Annotated in this window: 18 protein-coding genes and 1 pseudogene; 11 read left to right on the plus strand and 8 right to left on the minus strand. The window is 49.7% G+C overall.

Going from position 1 to position 26,252, the window contains the following annotated elements; genetic code table 11:
- Positions 1-170: 170 nt before the first annotated feature.
- A complete protein-coding gene (locus AC1S52_RS25990; protein WP_482031949.1) occupies positions 171-2,654 on the minus strand; it encodes a VIT domain-containing protein in 2,484 nt (827 codons plus the stop codon).
- A gap of 301 nt (positions 2,655-2,955) precedes the next feature.
- On the minus strand, positions 2,956-3,129 hold the full coding sequence (locus tag AC1S52_RS25995; protein WP_482031950.1) for a phage integrase N-terminal SAM-like domain-containing protein: 174 nt from the start codon (positions 3,127-3,129) through the stop codon (positions 2,956-2,958).
- Positions 3,130-3,582: 453 nt separating this feature from the next.
- Between AC1S52_RS25995 and AC1S52_RS26000 the strand changes: the two genes are divergently transcribed.
- The gene (locus tag AC1S52_RS26000; RefSeq protein WP_482031951.1) at positions 3,583-4,131 is read left to right on the plus strand and encodes a hypothetical protein; all 549 of its coding nucleotides are present in this window, start codon (positions 3,583-3,585) and stop codon (positions 4,129-4,131) included.
- Positions 4,128-5,288 carry a hypothetical protein gene (locus AC1S52_RS26005; protein ID WP_482031952.1) on the plus strand — a complete coding sequence of 387 codons (1,161 nt, stop codon included), beginning with the start codon at positions 4,128-4,130 and terminating at the stop codon, positions 5,286-5,288. Before AC1S52_RS26000 ends, AC1S52_RS26005 begins: the two co-directional genes overlap by 4 nt.
- Positions 5,289-5,577: 289 nt before the next feature.
- Here the strand turns inward: AC1S52_RS26005 and AC1S52_RS26010 are convergent, their stop codons facing one another.
- Entirely contained in the window at positions 5,578-6,831 is a 1,254-nt protein-coding gene (locus AC1S52_RS26010) for an IS110 family RNA-guided transposase (protein WP_482031953.1), read from the minus strand.
- Positions 6,832-7,316: 485 nt separating this feature from the next.
- Here AC1S52_RS26010 and AC1S52_RS26015 point away from each other — a divergent pair, with 485 nt between their 5' ends.
- The 3 genes from AC1S52_RS26015 (at position 7,317) to AC1S52_RS26025 (ending at position 10,287) form a co-directional block, all read left to right on the plus strand.
- On the plus strand, positions 7,317-7,844 hold the full coding sequence (locus AC1S52_RS26015; protein ID WP_482031954.1) for an AbiV family abortive infection protein: 528 nt from the start codon (positions 7,317-7,319) through the stop codon (positions 7,842-7,844).
- 406 nt (positions 7,845-8,250) lie between these two features.
- A complete protein-coding gene (locus AC1S52_RS26020; RefSeq protein ID WP_482031955.1) occupies positions 8,251-8,400 on the plus strand; it encodes a DUF5615 family PIN-like protein in 150 nt (49 codons plus the stop codon).
- Between the two features lie 129 nt (positions 8,401-8,529).
- Positions 8,530-10,287 (plus strand): Rieske (2Fe-2S) protein, encoded by a 1,758-nt coding sequence (locus AC1S52_RS26025; RefSeq protein ID WP_482031956.1) that lies wholly within the window; start codon positions 8,530-8,532, stop codon positions 10,285-10,287.
- Between the two features lie 90 nt (positions 10,288-10,377).
- On the opposite strand, the gene AC1S52_RS26030 is transcribed toward AC1S52_RS26025, so the two are convergent.
- Positions 10,378-10,989, minus strand: a complete 612-nt coding sequence (locus AC1S52_RS26030) for a YdeI/OmpD-associated family protein (RefSeq protein ID WP_482031957.1) — start codon at positions 10,987-10,989, stop codon at positions 10,378-10,380.
- Positions 10,955-11,617, minus strand: a complete 663-nt coding sequence (locus AC1S52_RS26035) for a helix-turn-helix transcriptional regulator (RefSeq protein ID WP_482031958.1) — start codon at positions 11,615-11,617, stop codon at positions 10,955-10,957. The genes AC1S52_RS26030 and AC1S52_RS26035 overlap by 35 nt, the downstream gene beginning before the upstream one ends.
- 107 nt (positions 11,618-11,724) lie before the next feature.
- Here AC1S52_RS26035 and AC1S52_RS26040 point away from each other — a divergent pair, with 107 nt between their 5' ends.
- Complete coding sequence (locus tag AC1S52_RS26040) at positions 11,725-11,952, plus strand: nucleotidyltransferase domain-containing protein (RefSeq protein ID WP_482031959.1); 228 nt, start codon at positions 11,725-11,727, stop codon at positions 11,950-11,952.
- On the opposite strand, the gene AC1S52_RS26045 is transcribed toward AC1S52_RS26040, so the two are convergent.
- Positions 11,901-16,838 carry a PAS domain S-box protein gene (locus AC1S52_RS26045; RefSeq protein ID WP_482031960.1) on the minus strand — a complete coding sequence of 1,646 codons (4,938 nt, stop codon included), beginning with the start codon at positions 16,836-16,838 and terminating at the stop codon, positions 11,901-11,903. The two genes, AC1S52_RS26040 and AC1S52_RS26045, sit on opposite strands and share 52 nt — an antisense overlap.
- 507 nt (positions 16,839-17,345) lie before the next feature.
- On the opposite strand from AC1S52_RS26045, the gene AC1S52_RS26050 reads away from it, so the two are divergent.
- The 3 genes from AC1S52_RS26050 to recD2 all read left to right on the plus strand — a co-directional run bounded on the left by AC1S52_RS26050 (position 17,346) and on the right by recD2 (position 20,869).
- A complete protein-coding gene (locus AC1S52_RS26050) occupies positions 17,346-17,948 on the plus strand; it encodes a PAS domain-containing protein (RefSeq protein ID WP_482031961.1) in 603 nt (200 codons plus the stop codon).
- A gap of 4 nt (positions 17,949-17,952) precedes the next feature.
- Positions 17,953-18,312, plus strand: a complete 360-nt coding sequence (locus AC1S52_RS26055; protein ID WP_482031962.1) for a response regulator — start codon at positions 17,953-17,955, stop codon at positions 18,310-18,312.
- 319 nt (positions 18,313-18,631) lie between these two features.
- Positions 18,632-20,869 (plus strand): SF1B family DNA helicase RecD2, encoded by a 2,238-nt coding sequence (gene recD2, locus AC1S52_RS26060; protein WP_482031963.1) that lies wholly within the window; start codon positions 18,632-18,634, stop codon positions 20,867-20,869.
- Between the two features lie 279 nt (positions 20,870-21,148).
- Here recD2 and AC1S52_RS26065 read toward each other — a convergent pair whose 3' ends face one another.
- Positions 21,149-24,943, minus strand: coding sequence for a DUF4347 domain-containing protein (locus AC1S52_RS26065; protein ID WP_482031964.1), 3,795 nt, complete (start codon positions 24,941-24,943; stop codon positions 21,149-21,151).
- A 404-nt stretch (positions 24,944-25,347) separates the two neighbouring features.
- Between AC1S52_RS26065 and AC1S52_RS26070 the strand changes: the two genes are divergently transcribed.
- Complete coding sequence (locus tag AC1S52_RS26070) at positions 25,348-25,491, plus strand: S26 family signal peptidase (RefSeq protein WP_482031966.1); 144 nt, start codon at positions 25,348-25,350, stop codon at positions 25,489-25,491.
- Positions 25,492-25,527: 36 nt separating this feature from the next.
- Here AC1S52_RS26070 and AC1S52_RS26075 read toward each other — a convergent pair.
- Positions 25,528-25,725 (minus strand): annotated as a pseudogene (locus AC1S52_RS26075) (IS3-like element ISAcma13 family transposase); the annotation flags it as partial.
- A 6-nt stretch (positions 25,726-25,731) separates the two neighbouring features.
- On the opposite strand from AC1S52_RS26075, the gene AC1S52_RS26080 reads away from it, so the two are divergent.
- Complete coding sequence (locus tag AC1S52_RS26080) at positions 25,732-26,127, plus strand: transposase (RefSeq protein ID WP_482031965.1); 396 nt, start codon at positions 25,732-25,734, stop codon at positions 26,125-26,127.
- The last annotated feature ends 125 nt before the right edge of the window (positions 26,128-26,252 follow it).

The following is a 26,252-nucleotide window of genomic DNA, read 5'->3' on the forward strand; positions in this document are numbered from 1 at the left end:
GCTAGACCCTTTCGGGGGGTTTGGGGGAGTTAGGACCCCAAAAGGCGGGGGACTGGGGGGAAGTCCCCCAGAGCCAGTTTCTAACGAAGCCGAGATCTGTACACACCGTAGCCTTGTATGGGAAAAGGGGTTAGGAGATGAGGGTCTTCAGTTTAATTTCACCCACCTACTTACTCAACCCGAAGCACAATCCGAACATTGCCTATGATCGTGGTTGGAGATCGCCAGATCAGGAGTAGTTTCCGAATTTCGTCGATTACGGTTTGTTCGGTCAGGGAAGAAGCCTGTTCATCCAGTACCACATGCCTTACCCGTCCTTGCTTGACCTGAAACTCAAACACCAAGTCACCGCTGAAGCCTGTTGGCAATTGTGCCGATTGTAGATGTTGGGTCAGAAGGGCGATCGCACGCTGATCCAGTCCAGTCACCTGAATCACTTGCAACTGATTAACTGGAGTACCCTGCTCCCAATTAGCAGGTGATAGGCTAAACAGTTCCACTTCTTCACCCTCACTTACTTCAACACTCATATCGCTTACCCTTGCAAAACCTGCACGATTTTCTTCTGGCGACAACTCTTCTACCGGAAGATCTAGCGAAAAATCATCAAGCCACCCCTCTGTGCTTGACCAGGCCAGTTCCAGGTCAGACAGAGATGCTTCGGGTGTCTGGCTTGGGCGAGCGATACTTTGTTTTCTACGCAACCCACCAGGGGCAGCCACGCCTCCCATTGTTGCTGGAGCATAGACAGCCTGACCAACCCCAACCTGACCAAAGATTCCCTGATGCTGAACCCCCTCTGGCATTTCCACGGGCACCTGTACCGACACAGAAGCCCAGTCCGGATTGACGCGCACCTGATCGCTGACGGCAACAAACGCGGTGTATTGCGATAGCAGTTGGTAGGCAAGGGCAGTATCAGTCACGGCTTCCACCCCTACTTTTTTCTCGCCGCTGACCATTTGATTCATCAGGTCTTTGATCCGCGCCCTTCCCCACAGTTGGGCAACCGCCGGATTTCCAGCCTGGTCAAAGTTGAGGGGAAAAGTTTGTTGGTAGCGCTTTCCACCAGCGGACATGCCTGTAATATGTAGCTTTCCAGGCTGGCGATCGCCCTTGCGCCCAAATAACACAAGTGGTTGTTCGGCAAATAGATCGGGAGCAACGGATGGATAAAGTACGGGAGCTTCGCCTTCACCTTCCCACCGCAATTCAATATTAGTCAGCACTGGATTGTTGATCTGGCGGAAAAACGTTTCTGTCACTGCCTCCACTGACTCATCATGGCGAACCACACGAGCCATGCCCCTACCAATTTCGGCAATTCGGTTTAGCAGAAATCGATTAACAGAACTGCCTGCACCGAAGCTATAAAGGCGGTTGCCTGGTTTCAAATTTCGCTGCACTTCTGCCAGAACTTGATTTTCATTGCCAATGTAACCATCGGTCAGCAGGACGATACTCCGTAACCGTTCTAAATTGGTGACTGGGAAATTCAGGACGGTCTGTATCCCTCGGAGCAGTTCAGTTCCACCATTGGCAGTTAATCCATTCACATACTGAATAGCCTGTGCCCGGGTTTGGGGGGTACTGGGTAAAGGTACTGGCGAAAACTGCCGGGTGGTATTGGCAAAATCAATGATGCTAAATGTGTCATTGGGATTGAGTCCATTGATGAAACGGCGCATCAATTCCTGACACTGCATCAGTGGCGCACCCATTTGAGAACCAGATGTATCGATCAGAAATATCACATCTTTAGGAACGACCTGCTCCGGCTGGTACTGAAGCGCTGGTATGAGATACAGGGCAAAGTGTCCACCCCGATCATCGGTTTCAGTCAATACCGTTGCCTGTGTCCGATCGCCGGCCACCTGATAGCGCAAAATCAGGTCTTTGTTGGGAATGGTGTCTGTTCCGCTTAGACTGACCCGTGCGATCGCTCCCTGCCGCTCAATATGAATCAGGTGGGAGGGCGATCGCAAATCTCGAATTTCCACCCCAGCATCAATTTCCACCGTCACATTAATGTCATGACGGGAGCGGGTTCCTGGCGGCAGAATGGGAGCATTCAGGTGAGACGCATCTGGCACCAGATCTGTATCTTGATTTTGAGTCAGGGGGTAGGGAGCCGAACCTCCACCAACCGTATTGTCTTCAATCCGGGTTCCTGGAATGTAGCGGGGACCGACCACCATGGGAAACACAAATTCGTAGTCTCCGCCCACAAACTTTAAGCTATCGGTGTAGCGAATGATCACATCAATTTGCTCACCCGGTTGGATATTGGCAAGGGATTGGGTAAAAATATTGTCCCGCTCCTGCTCCAACAGTCCGGCGGTACGACCCTGTCGTTTTGCCTGCTCGTAAATCTCCTGTGCTTCCTGGCGTTTTTTGATGCTGCCCTGAATGGTGCGATCGCCAATCCGAATTAGCATGTCATCTACGGCGGCTTCATCCGGTAGGGGAAAGATATAAACGGCTTCTAGCCTAGTTGTGAAGGGATTTTCAAAGCTCTGGGTGACTTCTACCCGCGAGAGATTTCCTGTCACGGTTGCCTGCACTTCCGTATGCTTGAGTGGAAATGCAATCCGTTCCTGGTCTGGAGTCTGAACGTATAAACCACCAGGCTGGCGTTCAAAAGTTTGAGTCATAGCGGTAACCTCCCTACGCTATTGTCTTATGTTTCCAGCGTAGGCGCGTTAATTAGCTAAACAGGCTCAGTGTTGTGCTCAGTCAATGCTCAGTCGTTGGCTCACTATGCCCATCTCCAGCCAGTGTTAGCGGCTTCTCTCCATGCATTTGCCTCAAACCATTTTGCCTCTTGCAGCCAGCGACTATCTGGATTCACTTCTTCGATCGCGGCTTCTGGACTAAAAAGCGGCTATTCGCCCCCACTACCACGCGATCGCCCCTTACAAATCAGCTCTGGCTTTCCCCGGACGGGTTACCTATTCAGCGGACTTCTGACTCCCTTACCTCACCCATTTCGTGAGGATGGCGCTTATTGTGAAACAGGATGTAACGACGAAACCATTGCACGTAAGTTTCTTCAGTGCGGTAGGCGTAGTGCTTGAGACGAATCGCATCCCGCACCTGATCCAGCAATTTCTTAGGAGGTGGCTGCATAGAGATAAGTAGATGTACCGCGTATCCAATAGTACATTTGATTATCTCCGTAAGGAATCTGGAATTATGCGGAAAGATTCTCGCGAATCAGCTTAAATTTCGTATTATGCGGAAATAATGGGCGTAAGTAGTAATTTGGGATCTTAGGCTGAATCATTCTGCCTATCCGCCCAATTTGGGATCTTAGACGGAAAAATTCCGTCTACTAATAGTTGGCCTGCTTAAGTTCTCAGTGGAGACAGTATTGAGAGGCTGTTTGTTAGACCCTAAAATCCAAGTCGCCTCAAAGTTACCAGTAGGCAGTGCTTTGAAGTTAGATTCTTACTGGGACACTTCAGGCTTGTCTATAAAGTCCCAGAATTCTATATCGCGTATTTGATCTTGGACATTCACCACATCACCCAGTTAGATTGGTGAGAGGAAAGAAATCTGTTTTTACTTGAGAGGCTAATCTTGACTGACAGTATCCCACCTCTATTACCTCTACAAAGTCTAGCCGAACGGCATCACGCTCTTCCTCCTCCAGTTGCCGAGTATCTACTTCAAGCTGCAAGAGTCTGCTTTGATCGGCATCATGTATCACCCAAAGAATTTACTTTGGAAGATGATAAAGTCGAATCTATAGCAAGGGTGGAATGGGAAACAACAGATGATAGAGCTAAGGGAGCATGGGATAAGGACGATGCCACAGAGGTTGGAGCCTGCGCTGTTGCAATTGCAGCCATAGAACTCACAAGAACCTTGTTTGCCATTCGACGTATGTCAAAAGGGACTGGTGCGGATTACTATCTTGCCCTGAGGAGCCAAGATTTAGAGGATTTGGAGAATTGTTTTCGATTGGAGGTTTCAGGAACACACTCTGATAAGCCAGAGGTTACCAAACGACTTCGTATAAAGATTGAACAAACACGACGGGGAAATAGCAATCTACCTGCTTTAGCAGCCATAGTCGGTTTTAAGGTACAGTTAGTTTTACTGCATACAGTTGATGAATCATCATGAGTTGGTTAGTGCATCATACTCGTAGTGAAGAGTATGCAAGCCAAGCAGAGCAATTTTTCAGACAGCGAGAAATTAATCGCGCTGGTAAACTGTATCGTTTGGCTGCGGAAGCAGAGACACATGCCCTAAATAATCTTGATGAAAGCAAAACACGAACTATTGGTATAACGGCTGTTAGTGCAGTATCTCTTTACTATAAAGCTCAGGAATTTGCACTGGCAAAACGTATTGCTCATAAGTGGCTAGCTACTGAATCTCTACCATCTTTTGCAATCGACGAGCTAGAAGATCTTTTACAAGTTATTCGTTATGAAGAATCCCGCGCAAAATCAGGAATTCAATTTATAGAAGGCGAAGTTTTAGTTTCAGTGAGCGGAGGGGAAATTTTATATGGTGCAGCTCCATTGGAGCTTATATTACATAAGGTTGAACGAATTAGAAGTATTTTCTATCGAACAACAGAGTTTCTCCTAGAAAAACCTCATCGAACTCGCGGATTACCAAGTCAAGATGTAAAAGATCAATGTGATCCTTGGTTATTCCAAGCTCCTGCTGGAAGCTATCAATTTGAAGTTCGAGTTCGCAGACCAAAAGACTTTGAGCAATTAATTTTAGATGGCATAGTAGATCCTGAATTGCGTGTTGAGCAAATCACTAAAAAATTTCTTGAGATTGTCAGAGCAACTACGCAAGATCCCGAAGGAGAGTTGATCGAAATTGTACCTCAAGAAAACTATAGGGAAACATTTTTGAAATTAACTCGCGAGCTTGCACCTCCTGTTTCAGGTAAATCTTTTGATCAGATGGAGATCAAGTCCACTAGCGATATGGATTCACAACCTGTTGTTCTCCGTCCCGATACTCGCGAAGCGATCAAAAACGTTTTGAGGAAACCAGAGATAATTTCTCAGGAAGTTTCTGAACATAAAATCAGGCAATTGAAAGGAACACTTCGTGGCTTGCAATTGGATAAAGACTGGATTGAAGTGAATATTGATGGAAAAACTGAGACGATTTATGAGGCTAAAGAAATTGATGATGTGATTGGACCGATGGTAGATCGTCGAGTTGTTGTGGAAGTCTTAGAACGCTCTGATAGACCTGTAGATAAGAAATATTCTCTACGCGACATTCAACTTGAAGAAGATTTGCTTTGAAACTTAATTCCATTCATGAGTAGCACGCATCCCAACATAGTCCCTGAGGTAGACGGAGTCAATAGAGAATTCTAAAGTATAGTGTTCAGCTAAGTTCTAGCCTTTTTGAGCACGAGAAGTTAGCTGGGATTGAGTCATAGATAGTTTTTATTCTCAAATCCAGTTTGAATCAATTCCTATTTTTAGACCTGCTTTATCTCTTCCTCATCTTTTTCTATTTGCTTGTGTATTCTCCTTTTTGATGTCTAGCTGATTCTTCGTCCAGTGGATGAACTATAAACCTGAACTCCTAAAGTGCTAATCGCTTGACCAGTGGTGATTGCTTTCGTTGCAGAGCCGCGACATATTTCTCCTCATCGTAAGGAATGTTGTCCTGCCAACAGCGCCACAAAATCCTCCCCCACTTGTAAGCCAATGCACGTATCGCTTTTTGATGGCTTTTACCCGCTTGTTTCTGTTGTTCATAAAACACTTGTGACCAAGTTGAAAACCGCCTTGCCTGGTTGACCCATTCCACAAACGTCTGTCTCAAGAAAATGGGACAAGACCAGCGCCAATGCACCCACCGCTTCTTCCCACTTTCCTCTTTAACTGGAGCAATCCCGATGTAGCTCATAAAGGCTTGGGCTGAGGCAAAGCGGGAACGATCTTCTCCAAACGCCACCAGTAATCGCGGGGCTAAATGAGGACCTGCCCCTGGCAATTCGGCAAATAAGGGTGCATCAGGGATTGCCTCAAACAACTGAGCAATCGTGTCATTAAAGCGGTTCAGTTGCTCGATGATGACCTTCAAAAGAGCAACCAGTGCCAGCGTCAGGGCTTGAGCGGGCACGACGATCACCTCGTCTGGCGTCAGCGGGGGACCTGCCTGTTGGATTTGTTGAATGCGACGGGTGATCGCGGTTTGCCTGATCCCTCCCCGAGAGCGGAAGAAGTCCGTTAACTGTTGCGGGGTGGCAGCTTGAGCGGATTGAACCTCTGGAAACTGTTGGAGAAAGTCACAGAAAACCAGAGTATCTTTATCCTCAAACCAATCGAGGACTTGAGGATAATAAGATTTGAGGGAGGCGGTGATGCGATTGGTTAGTCTGACCTTCTCACCCACGAGCATTCGCCGCGACTCCACCCATTGTCTGAGCGCACGGGTCTGGGGACAGCCTGCCACCCAAGCCTTCAGCTTCTCAGAATGCTTTTGCATCAGCTCGACCAGGATACGAGCATCCACGGGGTCAGACTTGGCACGAGAGGGTTGGAAAGCTTTGCGATAGTTTGCCACTAAGCGAGGATTGATCGGAAACAAGACTAGATTGTCATACTGGCAGAGCGCATAGAGTAACGGACCCCGTTTCTGTTCCAGGGCAACGGCAATCTTCCCGTGACCATATTGCGCTCTCAGTTGATTGACCCAATTGAGCAGGTCTTGCGGACGGGTGCCGATGAGAGATTCTTTCCAACTACCAGAGGCACAATCATAGAGGGCAATATCGTGTTTACGGTCTGCCCAATCAATTCCGATGTAAGCCACATAGTTGTCAGTTGTCATGGTAGATTAAAGTCCATTGTTTTTTGTGGAAGTGGGAGTCCCCGCCGCCTGCACACGCGAAAAGATTATGGAAACGGTTAAAGCCTTGTTCCCTGAGAATTCGTTAAGTTGTGATCGGACAAAGATGGAGAGGCGATACGATATGTTAGTAGTCATCAAATGACTTCTGGTGCATAGTCGTCCTCTATACCTGGTAGGTTCTCCCGCTTTTTACTCTAAGCTTTCGGTAGTCAATTCCGATCAAAAGTGAGGAGCGAACGATATGTTAGTAGACATGAGGGCTGTCATCCGCTGCATGGTCGTCTCCTCTGCTTTTATTGCTCGTCTCCCCATAAAGTCGCTGCACCGGAACGCAACGATATGGTCGGTTGAGTTGAAAAAGTTACCTGCGTCCGGTGAGCTTGGTCGTTATGCCGCTGAGTCCTCGGTGGGGTGTAACCGTAATCTTTTCTGTCAGCGCCACTTGATACAAAGTTACTTTGCTTATGATTAGTGAGCAGCATCGAGAGCATCTTGAAAAGTACTGGGTGCTTAGCCAGCGCTTTTTCCAAGAAGGTGATTATGCTCTTGCCACTTTTTTCGCTATTTCACTGATCGAAGAAGTAGGAAAAATTATTATTTTGGGCAACGAGAACATTACAGGAAATTTTGATAAGCAAGCATTTTATAGGCATCAAAGCAAATACATTTATGCGGTTTCCACAACATTGCTAATAAATTCGCGTGTTAGTCGAATCTATGGAGAGAATGAAAATCGTTTTGCAAAATGGTTTCGAGAAGAGGAAATATTTAAACTTCGGAATAAAGCTTTGTATGCAGAAATAAGTCCGGAAGGAGTATTGCTGCCTAGACAAATGATTGATCCTAAAGATTCTTTTCTTCTCGTGTGTATTGGAGGTGAGATATTGGCTGAAATTCAGGAAACATACACAGGGTCAGGAACTAATGTATGGAAGCGTCTTATAGACGAGGTTGATATCTTTAGAGAAAGTAATTCGCACTATATGATATGACCAAAACGCAGCATAACAACGTTGTTGCATCGGACTGCTGATTTGTACTCGTGTCGAAGCAAAGTTGGTTTGCTGCCGCTGAACAGCAACGTTAGCCCTCAAGTCCTCGGTTAGGGCTGAGCATGAGGCTTATCTGTCAATAGTAGTATGTACAAGTGTGCATACTACTATTGAGATGGCTTACCAATGGAGTAGAGACAAGGCAGTAGCCAATCTTTGCAAGCATGGTATCGACTTTGCTGATACGGTATCTCAAATCTTGCACCTTTCCCAATAAGCCAGGCAAGGCAAGGATTTGAGAACAGATTCTTGCTGACTACGATGACCTCGAATCAGATGATATTCTTGCCGTTCTTCTGTTTGCCGCTCGTCTGAGTCAGGTTAAGAGCATTCACAAGCTGGCATCATGAAGTTTCTCGTTGATGCCCAACTTCCGATTCGACTTGCCCGACTGTTGCGGGAAGCTAGTTATGACACCATCCATACTAGAGATGATTTGCTGTCTCAGCACAGTTACATTGAATTGAGTAGAGACTCCGTGATTGTCCATCAATAAGGCTAAATAGAACTTAGCTCAGTTGGTTTGTTGCTTTTTCCCAATTTCCGATATAAGAAACTAAAGAAAAACCTTTACAAACTAGAAAAACTTGCTTAGGATCTTTCTAAAGATATTCCTTTATAAACTATGACAACTACTTCAGATCGACCAAAATCCCTCATTCGTGCGGCAAGCCTGGCAGAACTTCAGGAGAAAGGGCAGTTGCTTGTTCGGCTGAATCAACAACCTGTTGCATTGTTTTACAGTAACGATCGCGTCTATGCCATCGATAATCGTTGTCCGCACATGGGTTTTCCGCTGCATGGCAGTGTTTGCAAAGACGGGATTGTTACCTGTCCCTGGCACTATGCCCGGTTTGACCTGGCAAGTGGTGGCACCTTCGACTCCTGGGCAGATGATGTGCGCTCGTTTCCAGTGCAGATTCAGGATGGGGAAATTTGGGTGGATGTTGCCCCATCGATGAATCCTAAAGCGCATCAGCAACAGCGCTTGCAAGATGGTTTAGAGCAAGGGATTTCGCTGGTGATTGCCAAGTCAGTCATTGCGTTGCTAGACCTGGGGGTTGCACCAACAGAACCGTTTCAGCTTGGCTTAGCCTTTGGCACTCGCTACAACAAAACCGGGTGGGATACTGGACTAACTATGCTCACCTGCATGATGAATTTGCTGCCCTATGTGGATGAGAGCGATCGCTCCCGCGCTCTGTATCAGGGACTTTCCGCTGTTGCCCGCGATAGTGCAAACGCACCGCCCCATTTTCGAGTCCATCCGCTACCAACGACAAACCTGGACTTCCCCACCTTAAAAGCCTGGTTTCGCCAATTTATCGACCAGCGCGATCGCGAAGCCGCCGAGCGATGTTTGGTGACGGCGTTACAGGCAGAAATGAGCCGCAGCCAGATTGCCGAAATGTTGTTTGCAGCGGCAACAGATCATCGCTACCTCGATATAGGTCATGTGCTGGATTTTATCAACAAGGCATTGGAAGCATTAGACATAATCAATTGGCAAGAAGCCGATTCCGTGCTGGCAAGCCTGGTGGCAGGATTAGCGAATGCCACCCGCATGGAGGAATCCAGTTCATGGCGTTATCCAGTCGATCTGGTGGCGATTCTGGATGCAGCATTTGAACAATTGCCTGGGGCACTGGCAACGGGGCAATCTCACCGGGGTCAGTGGACTCAAGCCACAGAGTTGTTGCCTGTGCTGTTGGGCGAGGATGCCCAGGCGATCGCCGATAGTTTGCTGAATGCGTTGCGATCGGGTTGTACGGAGGCAGAGTTAGCAGAACTCGTCACCTATGCCGCTGCCCTGCGGGTCGCCCGGTTTCACACCAATAATGATCATGGGGATTGGCACAGTGCTCACCATCCCTTTACCTTTGCCAATGCGGTACAGCAAGGGGTTCGCCGAGTGCCGACGCTTGAACTTTTAAGGGGCGTGTTTGACGCGGCAATGAGTGTCTACCTGAACCGATTTCTCAATGTGCCCCCTGCCCGCTTACCAGAACCCAAAGATACCGTTGCCAATCCAGAAGCGTTACTGGAGCAGTTGCCTGACCTGCTCGATCGCCAACAACAAGTCAACGAAACAGGGCGATTGGTAGCGAATTATCTCTACAGTGGCGGCAATCCCAAGCCGTTGATGGCAATGCTGGCAAAACTGATGCTGCGGGAGAATCGCGATTTCCATGTGATCCAATCCATTGAAGCTTCATTTCGCCTCTATAGCCAGTTGGCTGACCCACTGGAAGCGGTGCCTGTGCTGGTGGCAACCGCACGATACCTGGCGGCTCATGCCCCCACGATGCGATCGCAGGAGCAAACCTATCAGATGGCGTATCGGTTGCATCGGGGCGATCTGTTGTTTGAGGAAACGGAATAGCTTATTTCAGAGTGGCTCTCAAACAGGTAGACAACGGATTTGGGGGGCAGGGTACGGCGGACAGGGGATGGGTTATCCTGAGTAACCGCTCTATTTGCGCCATTGATTCGCTCGAATATTCTGATCGGCTAACTGGGCTGTTTCTTGAATCCGTTTAGCGCGAGTTTCTGGTTTCTTTGCTACCGCAATCCACTCCAGAATTCCGCGTTTGACGGATTTGGGAAATGCTTCAAAGTTCTGCTTTGCCGATTCCCAGGCAGTCAGTGCCTGTTCCAAATCCGGTGGAATTTCCAGGGCTTCGATCGCGTCCAGTGCATTCCAGGAACCATCCTGTTTGGCAGCTTCCACTTTTGCCAGACCCGCAGGCATCATTAGCTCCTGTTCAATCAGGCGCTCGACCCGCTCCTTATTCAACCTTGACCAACCTGTGCCTGGTTTTCGGGGAGCAAACCACAACAGCGATCGCTCATCATCCAATTTGTTCGGTTTACTGTCAATCCAACCAAAACAGAGAGCTTCTTCCACCGCTTCCTCATAGTCAAATCGGGGTTTGCCAGTACCTTTCTTGTAGCTAATTAACCAAACCCCTGAGCGGCGTGGGTAGTGTTCTGCTAACCAGGCACGCCAGCCGGCACGAGTTTCGGGGTGGATGGAATTATCAGGAACATTACCCATTGTTGAATTGCCTGATCTGATAAGCACAGCGCCGTTCTCCTGCAACAATATGCTCTACTCGTTGAACGCTAACCTCGTCTCCTAACAGAGATTGAAAGGTTTCCAGTTCCTTATCACAGAGTCCCGTGCAGGCGGTGGCGGCGGCACAAATGGGACAGTGATTTTCCACCAGCAAAAATGATCCATCTGGCTGGATTTGCACTTCTGCCATATACCCTTCCTGGCTGCGGATCTCTGCCAATTTATTTAAGCGTTGCTTCAGCGATCGCTTGCCTTTCATTTGCTGGTTATAACTTTCCAGTTGTTGCCGGGTTCGTTCCTCTAGCAAACGGTCTAACCCTGCTTCACCAAAGGCGGCTTTCGCAGAATTTAGCAAACTGAGCGTAAGTTCGGCATAGCCGTCAGGAAAGAGGCGATCGGCGGCGGCGGTCAACTGCCACAGCTTTGCGGGTCGCCCCATTGGACGGGATTCTTCCTGATAGTTGACCAGTTGTTCATTCTGCAAGGCATAGAGATGCTGCCGTACTGCCATCGCCGTAATCTCTAGCCGAACGGCGAGGGCTTCTGCATCCAGACTGCCCTCCTGTTTCAATAGGTGGACGATCGCCCGTTGTGTCCGTACAGGCATTGCTTGAGTTTGCGTTTTCTTTGCCATATTTAGTTCTTTACCATACTTACAAAGTAAAGAATTCTCTTTATCAAGTCAATGGCGATCGTTCCTTCAATTCATCCCCAAAACAGCACCACCAAACATGGTAGGCAGTGCGATCCCAGTATTTCTCCATTATTCTATTTGGCTCCTATGGCTGGGGACAACCCACCGAAGACTCTGATGTTGATTTATTGGTAATTTTGCCGTTTGAGGAACTGCCTGTTCAAAAAGCGATTGCCATTCGCCAACAAATTAAAGCTCCCTTCCCGTTAGACTTGATTGAATCTCAATCATTAATCAGATCCCATACGTGCATCAAAAATGTTTCCGAAGAGTAAGGTTTGGGCAAAAAGATATCTGCACCCGTGGCTAAAACTGATGTCTGATTGGCTGCCAACCCGCTTACAGCAATGATTTTAACCAGCGGATTGATTTTCTTAAGCCGTTGAATTAATGAAATCCCGTCCATTTTAGGCATCATGATATCCAGGATGACCAATTTAATTTGAGCTTGATGTTGAGTGTAAATTGCGATCGCCTCTACGCCATCATTAGCAACTAACGTTTTATAGTGATAGCTTTCTAGCAATGCCTGGGTGCCCCGTTGCACGGCTTCATCATCATCGACAATCAAAACCAGTTCCCCATTCCCAGTCAGCGGTTCCGCTAGCTCAATGGTGTCGGTGACCGCTCCTTCAATCACAGGTAAGTACACCTTGATTTGAGTGCCGCGCCCAACTTCACTGAAGACTTGCAGAAAACCTCCGTAGTTTTCCACAATTCCTAATACGGTCGCCAGTCCCAAGCCGGTGCCCTGACCAGGCGCTTTAGTGGTGAAAAATGGCTCGAAGATACGGTCACGCACTTCTGGGGAAATTCCAGTCCCCGTATCGGCAATCGTCACCATCACATAGTTGCCAACCTGGGCTTTCAGGTTCATTTGGGCAAAGGTTTGGTCCACAAAATAAGGCTCCACCGAAAGGGAGAGAACGCCCCCGTCAGGCATGGCATCACGGGCATTGACACAGAGATTGATAAAGACCTGATGCAGATGGGTCGAATCAGCCAAAACCAAACTGAGTGACTGGTTAGGCATATTTTGACGAATGCTGATCGATTTTGGAAACGTTTGTTGAACAACGTTAATGACTTCCTGCAACAAGGGGGCGACCTGGATGGGGCTGCGTTCTCCGCCGGTTCCGCGTGTGAAGGTCATAATTTGTTTGATCATGCCTGCACCTCGTTTGGCGCTATCCTCTAAAACTTGCAACATCTCCAGCGATCGCCTATCCAGATTTGGCTGCTTCAAGCGCAATAACTGAGCAATGGTCAGAATTGGGGTCAAAACATTGTTGAGATCGTGGGCAATCCCACTGGCGAGGGTGCCCATACTTTCCAACCGTTGAGCACGGTAAAACTGGGCTTCCAGTTGTTTTTTTTCGGTGATGTCGGTCGAGATGCCACAGATAGCGTAGGGTTTGCCTGCCTCGTCGCAGAGGGGAAACATGACAGTGATATAGGTGTGCAACTTTCCGTCTGGGTGAGGCACGGTTTCTTCGATTTGCAGAAGTTGACCTGTTTCCAGCACAGTTTGGTGATTAGCCGCAAAGGCATCGGCAATCTCGGTGGACCAGAACTCGTAAATACTCTTGCCAACCAACTCTTCTGGAGCCTTAGCACCCAATTCGGCACAAATGCGATTGGCAAATAGGAAATGGTTTTGGGGATCGAGCAGATAGATAGCGGCTGGAGAATTGTCTAAAATCGTCCGTAGCCGCTGTTCACTGTCTCGCAGAGCCGCTTCTGCCTGCTTACGTTCTGTGATATCCTCACCAATGCTGACATAGCCGATGGTTTCCCCTGTCACTGACTTCATCGCCGCCGCCTGGGTCGCCACCCATCGAATGATGCCCTGGGGAGTCAACAACCGAAACTCATGGAAAAACGGACCGTTGCCTTGAACATAGAGATTCCATGCATTAAACAGCCCCTCTTGTTCGTCAGGATGAACGGCATTCAGCCATCCGCTGCCGAGGGAATCTTCAAAACTGAGTCCTGACATTTCTTGCCAGCGAGCATTGTTATAGAGGCAAAATCCATCGGCGTTTGCCTGACAAATTGCAATCGGGGCAGCGGCATTAAGGGTGCGGAACCGTTCTTCACTTTCCTCCAGGACGGTCTGCATCTGCTTACGGGCAAACAACTCGCGCCGCGTTTGTTCATATAGTTCCGACTGTTGAATGGCAATGCCGAACGTTGTCGCTAATTGGCGCAGGAGATCAATTTCGGAGGGTTGCCATTGGCGGGGGGCAGAACACTGATGGGCAATCAGCAAGCCCCAGAGAACCTCTCCTTGAAAAATTGGAACGATCAGGTTGGCTCTGACCTGAAACTGGTGCAGTAGCTCAACGTAACAGGGTTCCAGATTTTCCGCATGGATATCAGGGATGGATGTAATTTGCCCCTGCCGATAGGGTTCAATGTAGCCATCGCGAAAACAGGGATCAGCGATGGTAGTGGATAGGAACGATTCCCACTCTGCCCCAACCGATTCCATGATCACATCCCCCTGCCAATCGGAGCGAAACCGGAAGATGATGACGCGATCGCTGTTCAATAGCGCTCGAACCCGTTTCACGGTGCGAGACAAGACATGCTCCAGACTCAGCGATCGCCGGATGTCCTGGGAAATGTCTGCCATCAGTTGTTCTCGCAAAAGCTGCTGCTGAAGGTTTAGTTCTGCCTGTTTCCGATCCGTAATGTCATGATTGACCATAGTTACAACCCAGTAATCTGCCTCCCCTTTCCGCGACGTATAGGAACTGGAAAACCAGCGAATTGAGCCGTCTTTTCGGCGGAACCGATACTCGGCAGTGGTATCCCGTTGGGCAAAAAAATCATCGAGTAGAGGCATTAAAATTTGTTCCCGGTCGTCGGGTAAGACCTGGGATATCCAAAAATATTGATCGGCAAATTCTGCCAGGGAATAGCCATACAGCCTTTCACATCCAGCAGACCAATATTCATATTCCCAGTCTCGGTTGGCATACAGTCGCAGGCTGCAAATGGCGGCGATCGCACTATCCAGAATCCGGCTCAGTTTCGCTTCGGAGGCATGGAGGGAAAGTTCTAGCTGCTTGCGATCGCTAATATCCAGGTTGATCCCGCTCAGGCGCATCGGTTCACCCTCCGGATTCAGGGTTAGATGCCCCAGACTGAGTATCCAGCGGACCCCTCGTTGGGGATGAACAATGCGAAACTCAAGCTGGAGGTCGGGCTGGCGTTCTTCCATCGCATGTGTGACATAAGCATTCACCCAGGGGCGATCGTCTGGATGCAGGATAGTGTTGTACCAGTCTTCGTAGTTCAGCACACCATCGGCGGGATCCAGTCCATAGATGCGATAAATTTCAGGCGACCAGGTGATTGTACCCGTTTCAATTTCCCAATCCCAGGACCCTGCATGGGCACCCGACATTGCCAACCGCAGCAGTTGCTGATTTTGGTATAGAGCACTTTCGGACTGTTTACGCTCAGTGATGTCGCGGAACAGAATAGCGACCTGGCGACGTTCCGGTTCTCCAACTCGAAAGGCATAAACGTCATACCAACGGTGTAACTGCTCAGCGCGATTCTCAAAGCGAACAGACTCACCAGTAAACGCAATGTTGCCGTAAATTTCAAACCAATACGCTTCATGGTTGGGTGCCAGTTCGCGCATCCGTTTTCCCTGGGCATCGATCAGTCCGGTCTGTTGCTCGAAGGCTGGGTTGATTTCTAAAAAACGATAGTCAATCGGCTTGTTGTTCTCGTCGAAGATCATTTCGATGATGTAAAAGCCCTCATCAATCGAATTGAACAGGGTACTATACTTGGCTTCCGATTCGCGTAAGGCGATTTCAGCTTGCTTGCGATCGCTAATATCGATCACTGAGCCGATATAGCCCTTAAGTTGACCATCCGCTCCAAACCAGGGGCTAGCCGTATCAATCACCCAGCAATATTCACCATCATGACGACGGAGGCGATAATCTAGCCGATATTCCTCCTGCCGCTGGTTGGCATCCAGAAAAATTCTTCTCGCTCCATCGCGATCGTCGGGGTGAACCACCTCCAGCCAGCCAAACCCCAGCCCCGCTTCCCTGGTTTGTCCAGAAAAGTCACACCAGCGTTGGCTCAGGTAAGTGCAATAGCCCGTTGGGTCAGTTACCCAAACTATCCCAGGCGCATGGTCTGCCATATTGCGAAAATGCTCCTCACTTTCGCGGATGGCAACCTCAGCTTGCTGGCGTTCGGCTTGTAGAAGTTGCAGTTCAGCCGTGCGTTCTGCTACCAGTTGTTCCAGCGCGTCGTGAGAAACCTGTAATTGCTGGCGTTCTTGCTCAATGGTTTGATAGGCAGTCTCTAATTCTTGATTCTTCCGATGCACTTCTGCCTGGGTCGATCGCAGTTGCTCCAGGGTTATGCGCAATTCTTCATTGACTGCATTGAGTTCAGCAATCTGGGGTGGGGTTAGCTGGTCGGCAGGTTGCGGAACCAGAGCGGACGCATAGAGGGGATTCAGTTGATAGCCTACCCGGTACTTGGTTTTAATCAAATCTTTGGGCGCACCCACAGCGGTTAATTTTTGCCGCAACTCCTTAATATGAACTCGAACCGCTTCCTCTCCCGGAGAGGCTAAGGAATTCCAAGCATGATCCAGGATGGCTCTTGCACTCAATACACTCTGTGGATTGCGCAATAATAATTCCAGAATGGCATATTCCTTCGGGGTTACCGAAAGTAACTGGCTACCATAGGCGACTTTACGGCTACTGGGATCAATGGATAAATGCTCCCAGGTTAAGACGGGTTGGCTGGTGATGTTGCCTCGCCGCAACAATGCCTGCACCCGTGCAATCAATTCCTCTGTATCAAACGGTTTGACCACATAATCATCGGCTCCGGCATTCAGCGCGATCGCTTTTTGATGTCCGTCTCCCTGACCTGTCAACAACAAAATCGGAGTCTTTAATCTTTTCCGGCGTAACTGCTGGCACAGGCTGATACCATCCAAACCAGGCAGAATCACATCCAGTAAAATCAGGTCATACTCATAGGCATCTGCCATCTGCCAGCCTGTTTCACCATCGGCTGCCATATCTACCGCATAATTGTATCCAGCGAACAAGAACTGTAAGGCTTGTGCAACCGCTCGATCATCCTCTACAACCAGAATTTTCACCGTGGACTCCAGAGCAAACTGCGATCGACTTGAAGCAATGGGTCGATTGTACAGGGACTAAGGGATGTGCCCCAAAATAAAGTACCCGCTAGACAATCTGCTCCACGATGGATTCCCGCCTGCGCGGGAATGACGTTGGGACTTTATTAATTTGCGAGTCCCTAACGGGCAGAGGGTATGGCATCCTTTTCTAAGAAAAAGCGCTCTTCCCTGAACTATTTTCCTATTCCTCACAATTTCCTTACAACTGATCCCGAAACTATAGATCAGGAGTTGCAGCATCTCTTTGCCGTAGCTTCCCGGACAAAGGGCAGACACTCCATAAATTCCCTCCGGTTGCCCCCGCCCTTCTCCTGGTAGACAGAAGTCACCCCATCCTGATTTCCGTCTATCAGGAAAAGGGATAGGAGGGAGATGGTTTGGCTCAATCTCAAAGAGAGGTCAGTCTACTTTCCCCTGACCGTCCACTTGCACTTTCGTGTAGAAAGTCCTTAAGGAGTGAAAAAGGTGAACACCTGCGACGCACGCTGTTCAGATAATTCTTCCGCTCCATTACCTCACCGCCTGAGCGAAGCTTTAGGACGGCTTCAAACACAGACACCTCCCACCCTTTTAGGTAGGGTCTACGTCTACGATTTGATAGAGCAGCGCACGCTCTCTGCCAGTTGCTCTGTTGCAGCCATGCTAGGCTATACAGCCGACGAAATTGATCGGATGGGTTCAGTTGGGCTAGCCAGTCTGATTCACCCCAATGACCTGAACCGCGTTTCTGACCATTACCAGCGTTTTACCGCCCTGCAACCCGGCGAGGTGATCACGGTCCACTACCGGATGAGACAAGCCGATAAAACCTGGTGTTGGCTACGCTCCGAGGAAACCCCTTTGGTCAGCGCGATCGACGGTTTTCCTCTTCAACTATTAGGGATCGTTGAAGTCATGACCCGGCGGTCTACCACCCACCCTGGAAAGCTGACCTTATCGCGTAAATTGTTTGGTAGGCGCGTGAGACTGTCCCGCAGGCAAAATCCCTTACTGCAACAGGCAAGGAACCCCAGGAAGTCCGTTATTCGCTTCACTCTATATCCCATTGACTATGTTCCATTGAACTGAGGCTATGAAAACCATTCTTGTCATAGATGACAATGATATATTTCGATTCGTTATAGCCGAATGGCTAAAAACTGAAGGATTTCATCCGATTACTGCGGAGGATGGTTTTGATGGGGTACGGCTTGCCCAATTCCATCAACCTTCTCTAATTTTTTGTGACGTTAATATGCCTGCAATCAACGGGTTTGAGGTGCTAAAAGAATTGCATAATGACCTGAGTACCGCCCACATTCCCTTCTTCTTTCTGACTTCTGAAGTCCACCTGAATTTAAGTACCCTCCAACAGTTAGGAGCCAGCGGCGTCATCTCGAAAGAAGCAGGAATCCCTGAGCTACGTCAGGCACTGACGACTATAGAAGTTTGACATGGGCGATCGCCTCAATGCTGCATGACCTGTGACTGGACTGGACTGCATTTCATGCCACACGTTTTCTATCCTGAAAAAAGCATCTGCCTTAAAGCTAAAAACTCTATTACCCACTCTCCGGCGGGCTGACATGATGCTGGGGCGTTGCTGAATCTGGAAATAGACCGCTGGCTATACTACGGTTATTAGCGTTGCGCTTAAACCAGGTGGTTATAATACATTTGTGCCAAAAGCCTATCTGAAACCTTCCTGGGTTTAGTCCTGGGGTTTTGTAGATAAGGCTTTCGGATAGGCTTTAAGAGTCAGAGAGGCTACATTGAACCCGTCACAGCCAAAACCAGGCACCTACCAGGCTCCTCCCGTGGAGTCCCTGCAAGGCGTGGTCGAACGGCTCACCTACCACTCGGAAGAATCTGGTTACACGGTTGCCCGCCTCAAAGCCCCTCGCACCAGTGAACTGGTCACTATCACTGGCAACTTTGCCAACATCCAGGCAGGGCAAACTCTGCAACTTAACGGGGTCTGGAAAGACCATCCTAAATATGGTGCGCAGTTTCAGGTCACCCAATACCGGGAAACCAAACCAGCGACCCTGACTGGGGTTGAAAAGTACCTGGGGAGTGGGCTGATTAAAGGGGTAGGACCTGTCACTGCCAAACGGATCGTTGCCCACTTTGGGTTGGAAACCCTCGATATTATTGAACACCAGATTGACCGTCTGGTTGAGGTTCCCGGCATTGCCCAAAAGCGAGTGAAGTTAATTCAATCCGCCTGGGTGACTCAAAAAGCGATTAAAGAGGTGATGCTATTTCTTCAGGGGCACGGAGTCTCTACCACCTACGCAGTCAAGATTTACAAACAGTATGGCGATGCCGCGGTTGAAACCGTTACTCACAATCCCTACCAACTGGCAACCGATGTCTATGGTATTGGGTTTGTGACTGCCGATGCGATCGCCCGCAACCTGGGAATTGCACTCGGTTCAGAGTTCCGTTACCGCAGTGGTATTCTGCATGTGTTAGGGGAAGCTGGGGAAGAAGGGCATTGCTTTTTGCCCCAGAATGAACTGGTCACCTGGGTCGTTAAACGGCTGGCAATAGCTGACCACCAACCGCAACCAGAACAGGTGTTGCAGTTGATTGGGCAATTGGTCAACGATGGGGAATTAGTTCGCTCTGAAACTCCCCTGGAACACCTGCAAGACTTTGCCTGCTACGCTCCCACCTTTTATGGAGCAGAAACGAAACTGGCAGAACGCCTCACCGATTTACTCCATCAACCGCTGACGGTCGATCTGCCTCGCGTTCAGCGCTGGATCGATCGCTTTGTAGAGAAAACAGGGACACTTTTATCAGCCCAACAACGGCAAGCCGTGGAGATGGCTGCCCAACAACGAGTCTTGATCCTAACCGGGGGACCCGGCACTGGCAAAACGACCACCACCCGCACCATCGTCGCACTATGGAAAGCAATGGGCAAAGCGATCGCCCTGGCATCTCCTACGGGAAGAGCCGCCCAACGGCTGAGTGAACTGACCGGACAGGAAGCCAAAACAATTCATCGTCTGCTGGAATTTGACCCCAGAACTATGAAGTTCAAGCGGGACATGGATCATCCCATCCCCGCTGAAGCAGTGATTGTCGATGAAGCTTCCATGCTGGATTTGTTCCTGACCAACTCATTGCTGAAAGCAATTGCACCAGAAGTCCAACTGCTGCTGGTGGGGGACATTGACCAACTGCCCAGCGTCGGACCGGGAGCCGTTTTGCAGGATTTAATTGCCTCTCAACAGGTGCCCGTTGTGCGCCTGACCCAGGTGTTTCGACAGGCGCAAACATCGGCAATTGTTCGCCATGCCCACCAGATCAATCAGGGGCAGATGCCCAGGTTGGAGGGTGTTTCCAATACACCCCAGTCGGATTGTTTATGGCTGGCGGCATCGGAACCAGCACATGGGGTGCAAGCTATCCGTGAGCTAATCACTGACCTGATACCGAGTCTTGAATTTGACCCAGCACGGGATGTGCAGGTGCTTTGCCCGATGACCAGAGGCGACGTAGGCACCCGTAACTTAAATCAGGTCTTACAACAGTTAATTAATCCACCCACCTCTGAAAAAGTTGAACTGGTACGGGGTGGGTTGACTCTGCGGGTAGGCGATCGCGTCATTCAAAAGGTGAATGATTACAACCGGGAAGTGTTCAATGGTGATTTGGGCGTGATTGCTGCGATGAATCTGGAAGAACAGGACGTGACCGTACAGTTTGGCGATCGACGGGTCACCTACGACTATGCTGATTTGAATGAAATTACCCTGGCTTGGGCAGTGACAATTCACAAGTCCCAGGGAAGTGAATATCCAGTTGTAATCATGCCCTTGTATATGCAGCATTATCTGATGCTATCGAGAAATCTGCTCTATACAGGGTTGACCCGTGCCAAGCAACTGGCAATTTTGGTGGGACCCCAAAAGGCGATCTCGTTAGCAGTCCGTCAAATCAAGGCTCAAGAGCGGCACACACTCCTGGCTCTAAGACTGCAAAAATTGGTTTAGTGATCTGTCAAGAATTATTTTTTGGGTTGGAAAAATTCAAAATAATCACCTCTTTCCTATCTCAAGCTCACCAGCACAAAGTTGTAAGGTCATTGGTCATTGGTCATTGGTCATTGGTCATTGGTCATTGGTCATTGGTCATTGGTCATTGGTCATTGGTCATTGGTCATTGGTCATTGGTCATTAGTGCTTTGCCGATACAAGTATTGCCCTATAAACTACAAAATCGCCCATCAGAAGAGTTCTGACGGGCGATCGCGCTATGAGTTGGTGAGACCGTTATAGTGTCACGATGAAATTGGTGGAGTTCAACTGCGAGGCGGTGATGCCATTCAGGTACGCCAGCACTTCATTGGTGCTAGTGCGACGGATGCGGGTTTGGGTACCCACCTGGTCGATCGTCAGTTGGCTGTAGGTCAGTCCTCCCGACAAACCGATCAAGTCCTCACCCCTCCTAAAGTCGAGGATCGTGTCGGTGCCATCACCCGATGCCAATATGAACAGGTCATTGCCATTGCCACCGTGGAGGGTGTCGTTGCCTGCACTCCCGCGCAACACATCATTGCCATTGCCACCATTGAGGGTATCGTTGCCATCGCCGCCATTGAGGGTATCGTTACCATTGCCACCATTGAGGGTATCGTTGCCGGCCCCGCCATTGAGCGTATCGTTACCATTGCCACCGTCGAGGGTATCGTTGCCATTGCCACCATTGAGGGTATCGTTGCCATTACCACCATTGAGGGTATCGTTGCCATCGGTGCCATTCAGAGTATCGTTGCCATTGCCACCATTCAGGTTTCTGCCTACGGCAATGCTGAACGTCGTTGAGGTGGTGGTGGTGCCATCGCTCACGGTGACGGTAATTGTCGCTGTGCCAAATTGACCCGATGCTGGAGCTAGGGTCAAAGTGCGGTTGGCAGCAGAACCTCCCAGGACAAGGTTGCCATTGGGGATCAGCGTCGGGTTGCTGGAGGTTGCCGTGACGGTCAGCGCACTAGCAGCCGTTTCGACATCGCCAATCGTGAAGGGGATGGGAGCGATCGCTGTGTTTTGTGCGGTCACTTGGTTGGCGATCGCGCTAATCGTTGGCGCATCATTCACTGGCGTAATCACCAGGTCAAAGGTGTCGGCAACAGATAAGGCTCCATCGGAGGCGGTGACTTTAATCGCTAGCGTGCCGTTGAAGTTGAGCGGTGGGGTGCCCGAGAAGGTGCGAGTTGCCGCATTGAAGCTGAGCCAACCGGGCAAAGCAGAGTTATCAGCCAATGTTGCATTTAGTGTCAGAGCGGAACTATCCACATCGCTGAAGGTGTTGGCGGGAAGGGTGAAATTCACCGCTGTATCTTCAGGGCTGGACTGGTTCGCGATGGGGTTGGCAACCACGGGGGCATCGTTGATCGGGGTAATCACCAGGTCAAAGGTGTCGGTGGCAGAAAGGGCACCATCCGATGCAGTGACTTTTATCGACAAAGTGCCATTGAAGTTGAGCGGTGGGGTACCAGAGAAGGTGCGGGTTGTCGGGTTGAAGTTCAGCCAACCAGGCAAAGCGGAGTTATCGGCCAGGGATGCGCTCAGCGTCAAAGGGTCGCCATCGGCATCGCTGAAGCTGTTGGCGGGAAGGGTGAAGTTCACCGCTGTGTCTTCGGGATTGCTCTGATCTGCCAGCAGATTGGCGACCACAGGTGCATCGTTGACGGGGGTGATGGACAGGCTGACGGTTGCGGTGTTGGAGGCAACGGTGCCATCACTGAGAGTGTAGGTGAAGCTGTCGCTGCCGTTGGCGGTGGGGGTGTAGGTGAAACTGCCGTTCGGGTTGATCGTCAAGCTGCCGTTGGTGAGACTGATTGCCGTACCGACATTGGCGGCGCTGCCGTTGACGCTGGCAACGGTGAGCGAGTTGCCCTCCGCGTCACTGTCGGCCCCGTTGGGAGTGGTGTTGGTGATCACGTTGCCCGTCAGCACGGTGTCTTCATTGGTGGTGAAGCTGTCGTTGGTGGCAACGGGAGCATCGTTGACAGGGGTAATGTTAAGGGTGATGGTTTGGGATTGGGTATTGGTGCCAGCGGTGACGCTGTAGCTAAAGGTCCCTGCACCGCCATTGGCATTGGCGACAGGCTTAAAGACCAATCCTGCTAACTGGGCAGTGGTTAAACTTTGATTGAGGGTCACTGCCGTGGTGCCATCTGCAAGATAAACAGCCCCTTTCGTCGCATCCGGCAGCCCAGTGATTGTAATGACCGGGGTGGGCAAGGGAGTTTGCAATTCAAACGCACCAATATCGACCGTGCCGCCCACGATGCGAGCAAAGCCAGTGCCCCGCTGATCAAAATTGGTATTGGCAGGAAGGAGCGTATTTCTCCCGGCATTGACTGCCGGATTCGGGGCTGTTGGAGCCGTGATACCGAGTGAGGTGGAAGATGCATCTTCCAGGAGGGTCACCGTTTTGTTGGCTTGAACGGTCAGGGTCAGGGTGGGAAGCAGCGCGAGGGTTTGGGTGGGACCACCGTTGTTGGCAAGCGTGGTGTTGAGAATCTGGTTCAAGCCGACAGTCGGAGTGACATAGGTGAGGATGAAACCAGGGATAGACAACAACGCCTCATAGCCGCTACTGCCACTATACCCAAACAGGTTATTGCTGCCGGTACTAAAGTCGGTGTTGAAGTCGTAAATTTCCCTGCCAGTGGGAGCGCTGTTGCCTGCCACGAGGCTGTTATTGATGGTGAACTTACCCAAAAAGTTGTAGATGCCACCGCCCTCATCTGTTGCCGAATTACCGCTGAAAGTGCTGTTGTTAACGGTGAGAACTGCGCTGTCGTCTCCGTTCAAAGCGTCGTTGAAGATCGCACCCCCGCCTATAACACCTGCGGAATTCCCGCTAAAGGTGCTGTTGTTGACGGTGAGGGATGCTGTGCCAGTCAAAGAAGTACTGTCGATCGCACCGCCACCCGCAGTCGCCGAATTACCACTAAAGGTGCTGTTGTTAACGGTTAAGGTGCCATCATAGTTGACGATGGCACCACCATAACGGGCTGAACTACCGCTGAAGGTACTGTTGTTCACCGTTAAGGTGGCACCTTGACTGAAGATGGCACCACCGTCGCTAACACCATAAACAGTTGCGTTTCCTCCAGTGAGGGTTAATCCATTTATTTCTACGGCTGCCCCGCCGCCAAGTTGAAAAATGCGGCCCGCATTATTGCCACTAATCGTAATGGCATTTGCCCCGTTAATCGTCGTCAAAGCACTATCTGTCAGTCCCAGTTGTCCACTGGTGAGGGTAATTGCGCCGCTGACTGAGAAGTTGATCGTGTCGGCACCAAAGGTTCCCGGCCCAACATCAGTATTGATAGCAACGTTGTTATTTGCCGATAGAATTGCTTCCCGTAGGGTGACGACTCCATCTACTGCCACAACATCTGCCAGACTGGTCACAGTAATCGTTGCCAGGACGTTTTGGTAGGCTGCCTGCGCCCAGCCGGAGAGAAACTCCGAGGCTTCAATGTTGCCTGCGTGATACTCCAGTTCCCAGTCAGCATCCAGGTCACTATTACCTGTCAGGTCAGTCGAGGCGGCGACATCAGCTCCAGTGAGGCTGGCAATCTGGCTGACAAAGCTTTGTCCGATCGCATCCGCTGCCAGGTTACAACCAAAGAAGAGTAAATCGGCATCTTCGCTCAACGACCCAGCCCAGGATTGCAAAATCCCAGCATAGTCCAGCAGGTTAGCGCTATTGAGGGTGGTATTGCCCAGTTGCAAGGCTCCGGCGCTACCGTGAGAAAACACCGATACAGTGGACAGGTTACTATAGGTTGCCAACACCTGGCTAATCTGGCTCAGCTCATTCCCAACAGGATTGAGCAGATAGACAGCAGTATTGGGACTGAGTCCATCCACCAGAGTTTGATAGTCGGGCAAGGCGGCATCGACAAAAGCCACGGCGGTGTAACTGCTGCCCGTCAGGGAGTTGACTGGTGTGAGCGGGTCGCTCAGGGGAGCCGGTGGCACCAATGGGGTATCGAAGACGGGCAGTGGACGCGCGATCGCGGATGACTTGGCTGTGGAATTCAGCATTCAGTTCAAAAGCTCCTTAATCGGTTAAATGAATTGGTTCAATGGAACACACGGTTCAGGCATCAACATTTCCTTGCCACCGCATCCATCAAGGACGAGATCGCAGCGTTAACGGCATCCAGCCATGACAAACCCAGCCTCTGCTGCGACAAAGCAACAGAGGCACATAACAATTCGGGCAATGGTCTTCCCCACAGCCCTTAAAACGTCTCTAACCCAATCAAATTAAGGGTTTGTCAGAGATTGACAAACCCTAATTTTCTGTAAATACAAACTCATGCATTACTGTAAGGTATCGTTTAACACGATGCAATTCTGATTGCGTAAATCTACAGGTATTTAAATAAATCTTCTTGAAAATTTTACCCAGCGATCTCAGCACAGGGCGTAACTACACGGAATCGATGGTAGATTGGCAAACCGACCAGTATTGTGTTCTTGGAGATAACCGAAATCACAGCTACGACAGCGACCTATGGGGATTCATGCCAGAACCAAATGTAATTGGTCGTGCGGCACTACAAGTCATCCTCTTTCTTACGCACTGAAATGAACCCTTCGATTCGGACAGTGAATTGAAGAATTTAAGGAAGTTCTTCCTTTGTACCACGATTTCTATTTTGTTGTTCATTCCATTTTCTTTCATATTCATCTGTTATTAGATAATCTAGTGATGAATAGATTCTTTCCTTCATATACACAGCCTCCAAAAACTGTTCAATCTGTTGATATGCTTCCGTGAAATTCCGATACTCTGATAAGTCAACTTCCTCCTCTTTGATTTGCCCGTGTCTGACCGGGTGTACATCGATGAGTCGGGGATGGATGAACGGGACGATTACGGGTACGGTTGGTGCGAACCTGGGGTGCGATTTGAAGCGCTCAAATCGGGGCGACGGGGCGGACGCATCAACCTGATAGCGGCTTACTGTGAGCACCAGTTGAGTGCCACTTTTACAGTGGAGGGGGCTTGTAATCGAGTCGTGTTTGAAAACTGGCTCGAAACGTGTTTACTGCCCACTCTGAAGCCTGGAAATGTTTTGCTTTTGGATAAAGCGAAGTTTCAACAGGGTGGACGGATTTCACAACTCTTTGTGTCGGGAGGCTGTGGTTTGCTGATAGACAGTGGCTATTCTCAAGATATCAATCGGCGTGTTAAGGGTTGGGGTTGTGGATCATCGTAGGCTGGCTGTGCTCTTGTATCTCAGGGGTGGGGGTGAACATAAGTGGGCGGGGCATTTCTACCTGCGGATTCTCCAGATTTCAATCGGATTGAAAAGTGTTGGGCTTGGCTCAAAAGCTTGTCTAG

The sequence above is a fragment of the Kovacikia sp. CALU 1929 genome, from assembly GCF_056784235.1.

Bases quoted from the DNA above. Each gene is read 5' to 3' on its own strand.
- AC1S52_RS25990 (WP_482031949.1), bottom strand. From the start codon at position 2,654: ATGACTCAAACTTTTGAACGCCAGCCTGGTGGTTTATACGTTCAGACT.
- AC1S52_RS25995 (WP_482031950.1), bottom strand. From the start codon at position 3,129: ATGCAGCCACCTCCTAAGAAATTGCTGGATCAGGTGCGGGATGCGATT.
- AC1S52_RS26005 (WP_482031952.1), top strand. From the start codon at position 4,128: ATGAGTTGGTTAGTGCATCATACTCGTAGTGAAGAGTATGCAAGCCAA.
- AC1S52_RS26010 (WP_482031953.1), bottom strand. From the start codon at position 6,831: ATGACAACTGACAACTATGTGGCTTACATCGGAATTGATTGGGCAGAC.
- AC1S52_RS26015 (WP_482031954.1), top strand. From the start codon at position 7,317: ATGATTAGTGAGCAGCATCGAGAGCATCTTGAAAAGTACTGGGTGCTT.
- AC1S52_RS26020 (WP_482031955.1), top strand. From the start codon at position 8,251: ATGAAGTTTCTCGTTGATGCCCAACTTCCGATTCGACTTGCCCGACTG.
- AC1S52_RS26025 (WP_482031956.1), top strand. From the start codon at position 8,530: ATGACAACTACTTCAGATCGACCAAAATCCCTCATTCGTGCGGCAAGC.
- AC1S52_RS26035 (WP_482031958.1), bottom strand. From the start codon at position 11,617: ATGGCAAAGAAAACGCAAACTCAAGCAATGCCTGTACGGACACAACGG.
- AC1S52_RS26055 (WP_482031962.1), top strand. From the start codon at position 17,953: ATGAAAACCATTCTTGTCATAGATGACAATGATATATTTCGATTCGTT.
- AC1S52_RS26065 (WP_482031964.1), bottom strand. From the start codon at position 24,943: ATGCTGAATTCCACAGCCAAGTCATCCGCGATCGCGCGTCCACTGCCC.
- AC1S52_RS26070 (WP_482031966.1), top strand. From the start codon at position 25,348: ATGGTAGATTGGCAAACCGACCAGTATTGTGTTCTTGGAGATAACCGA.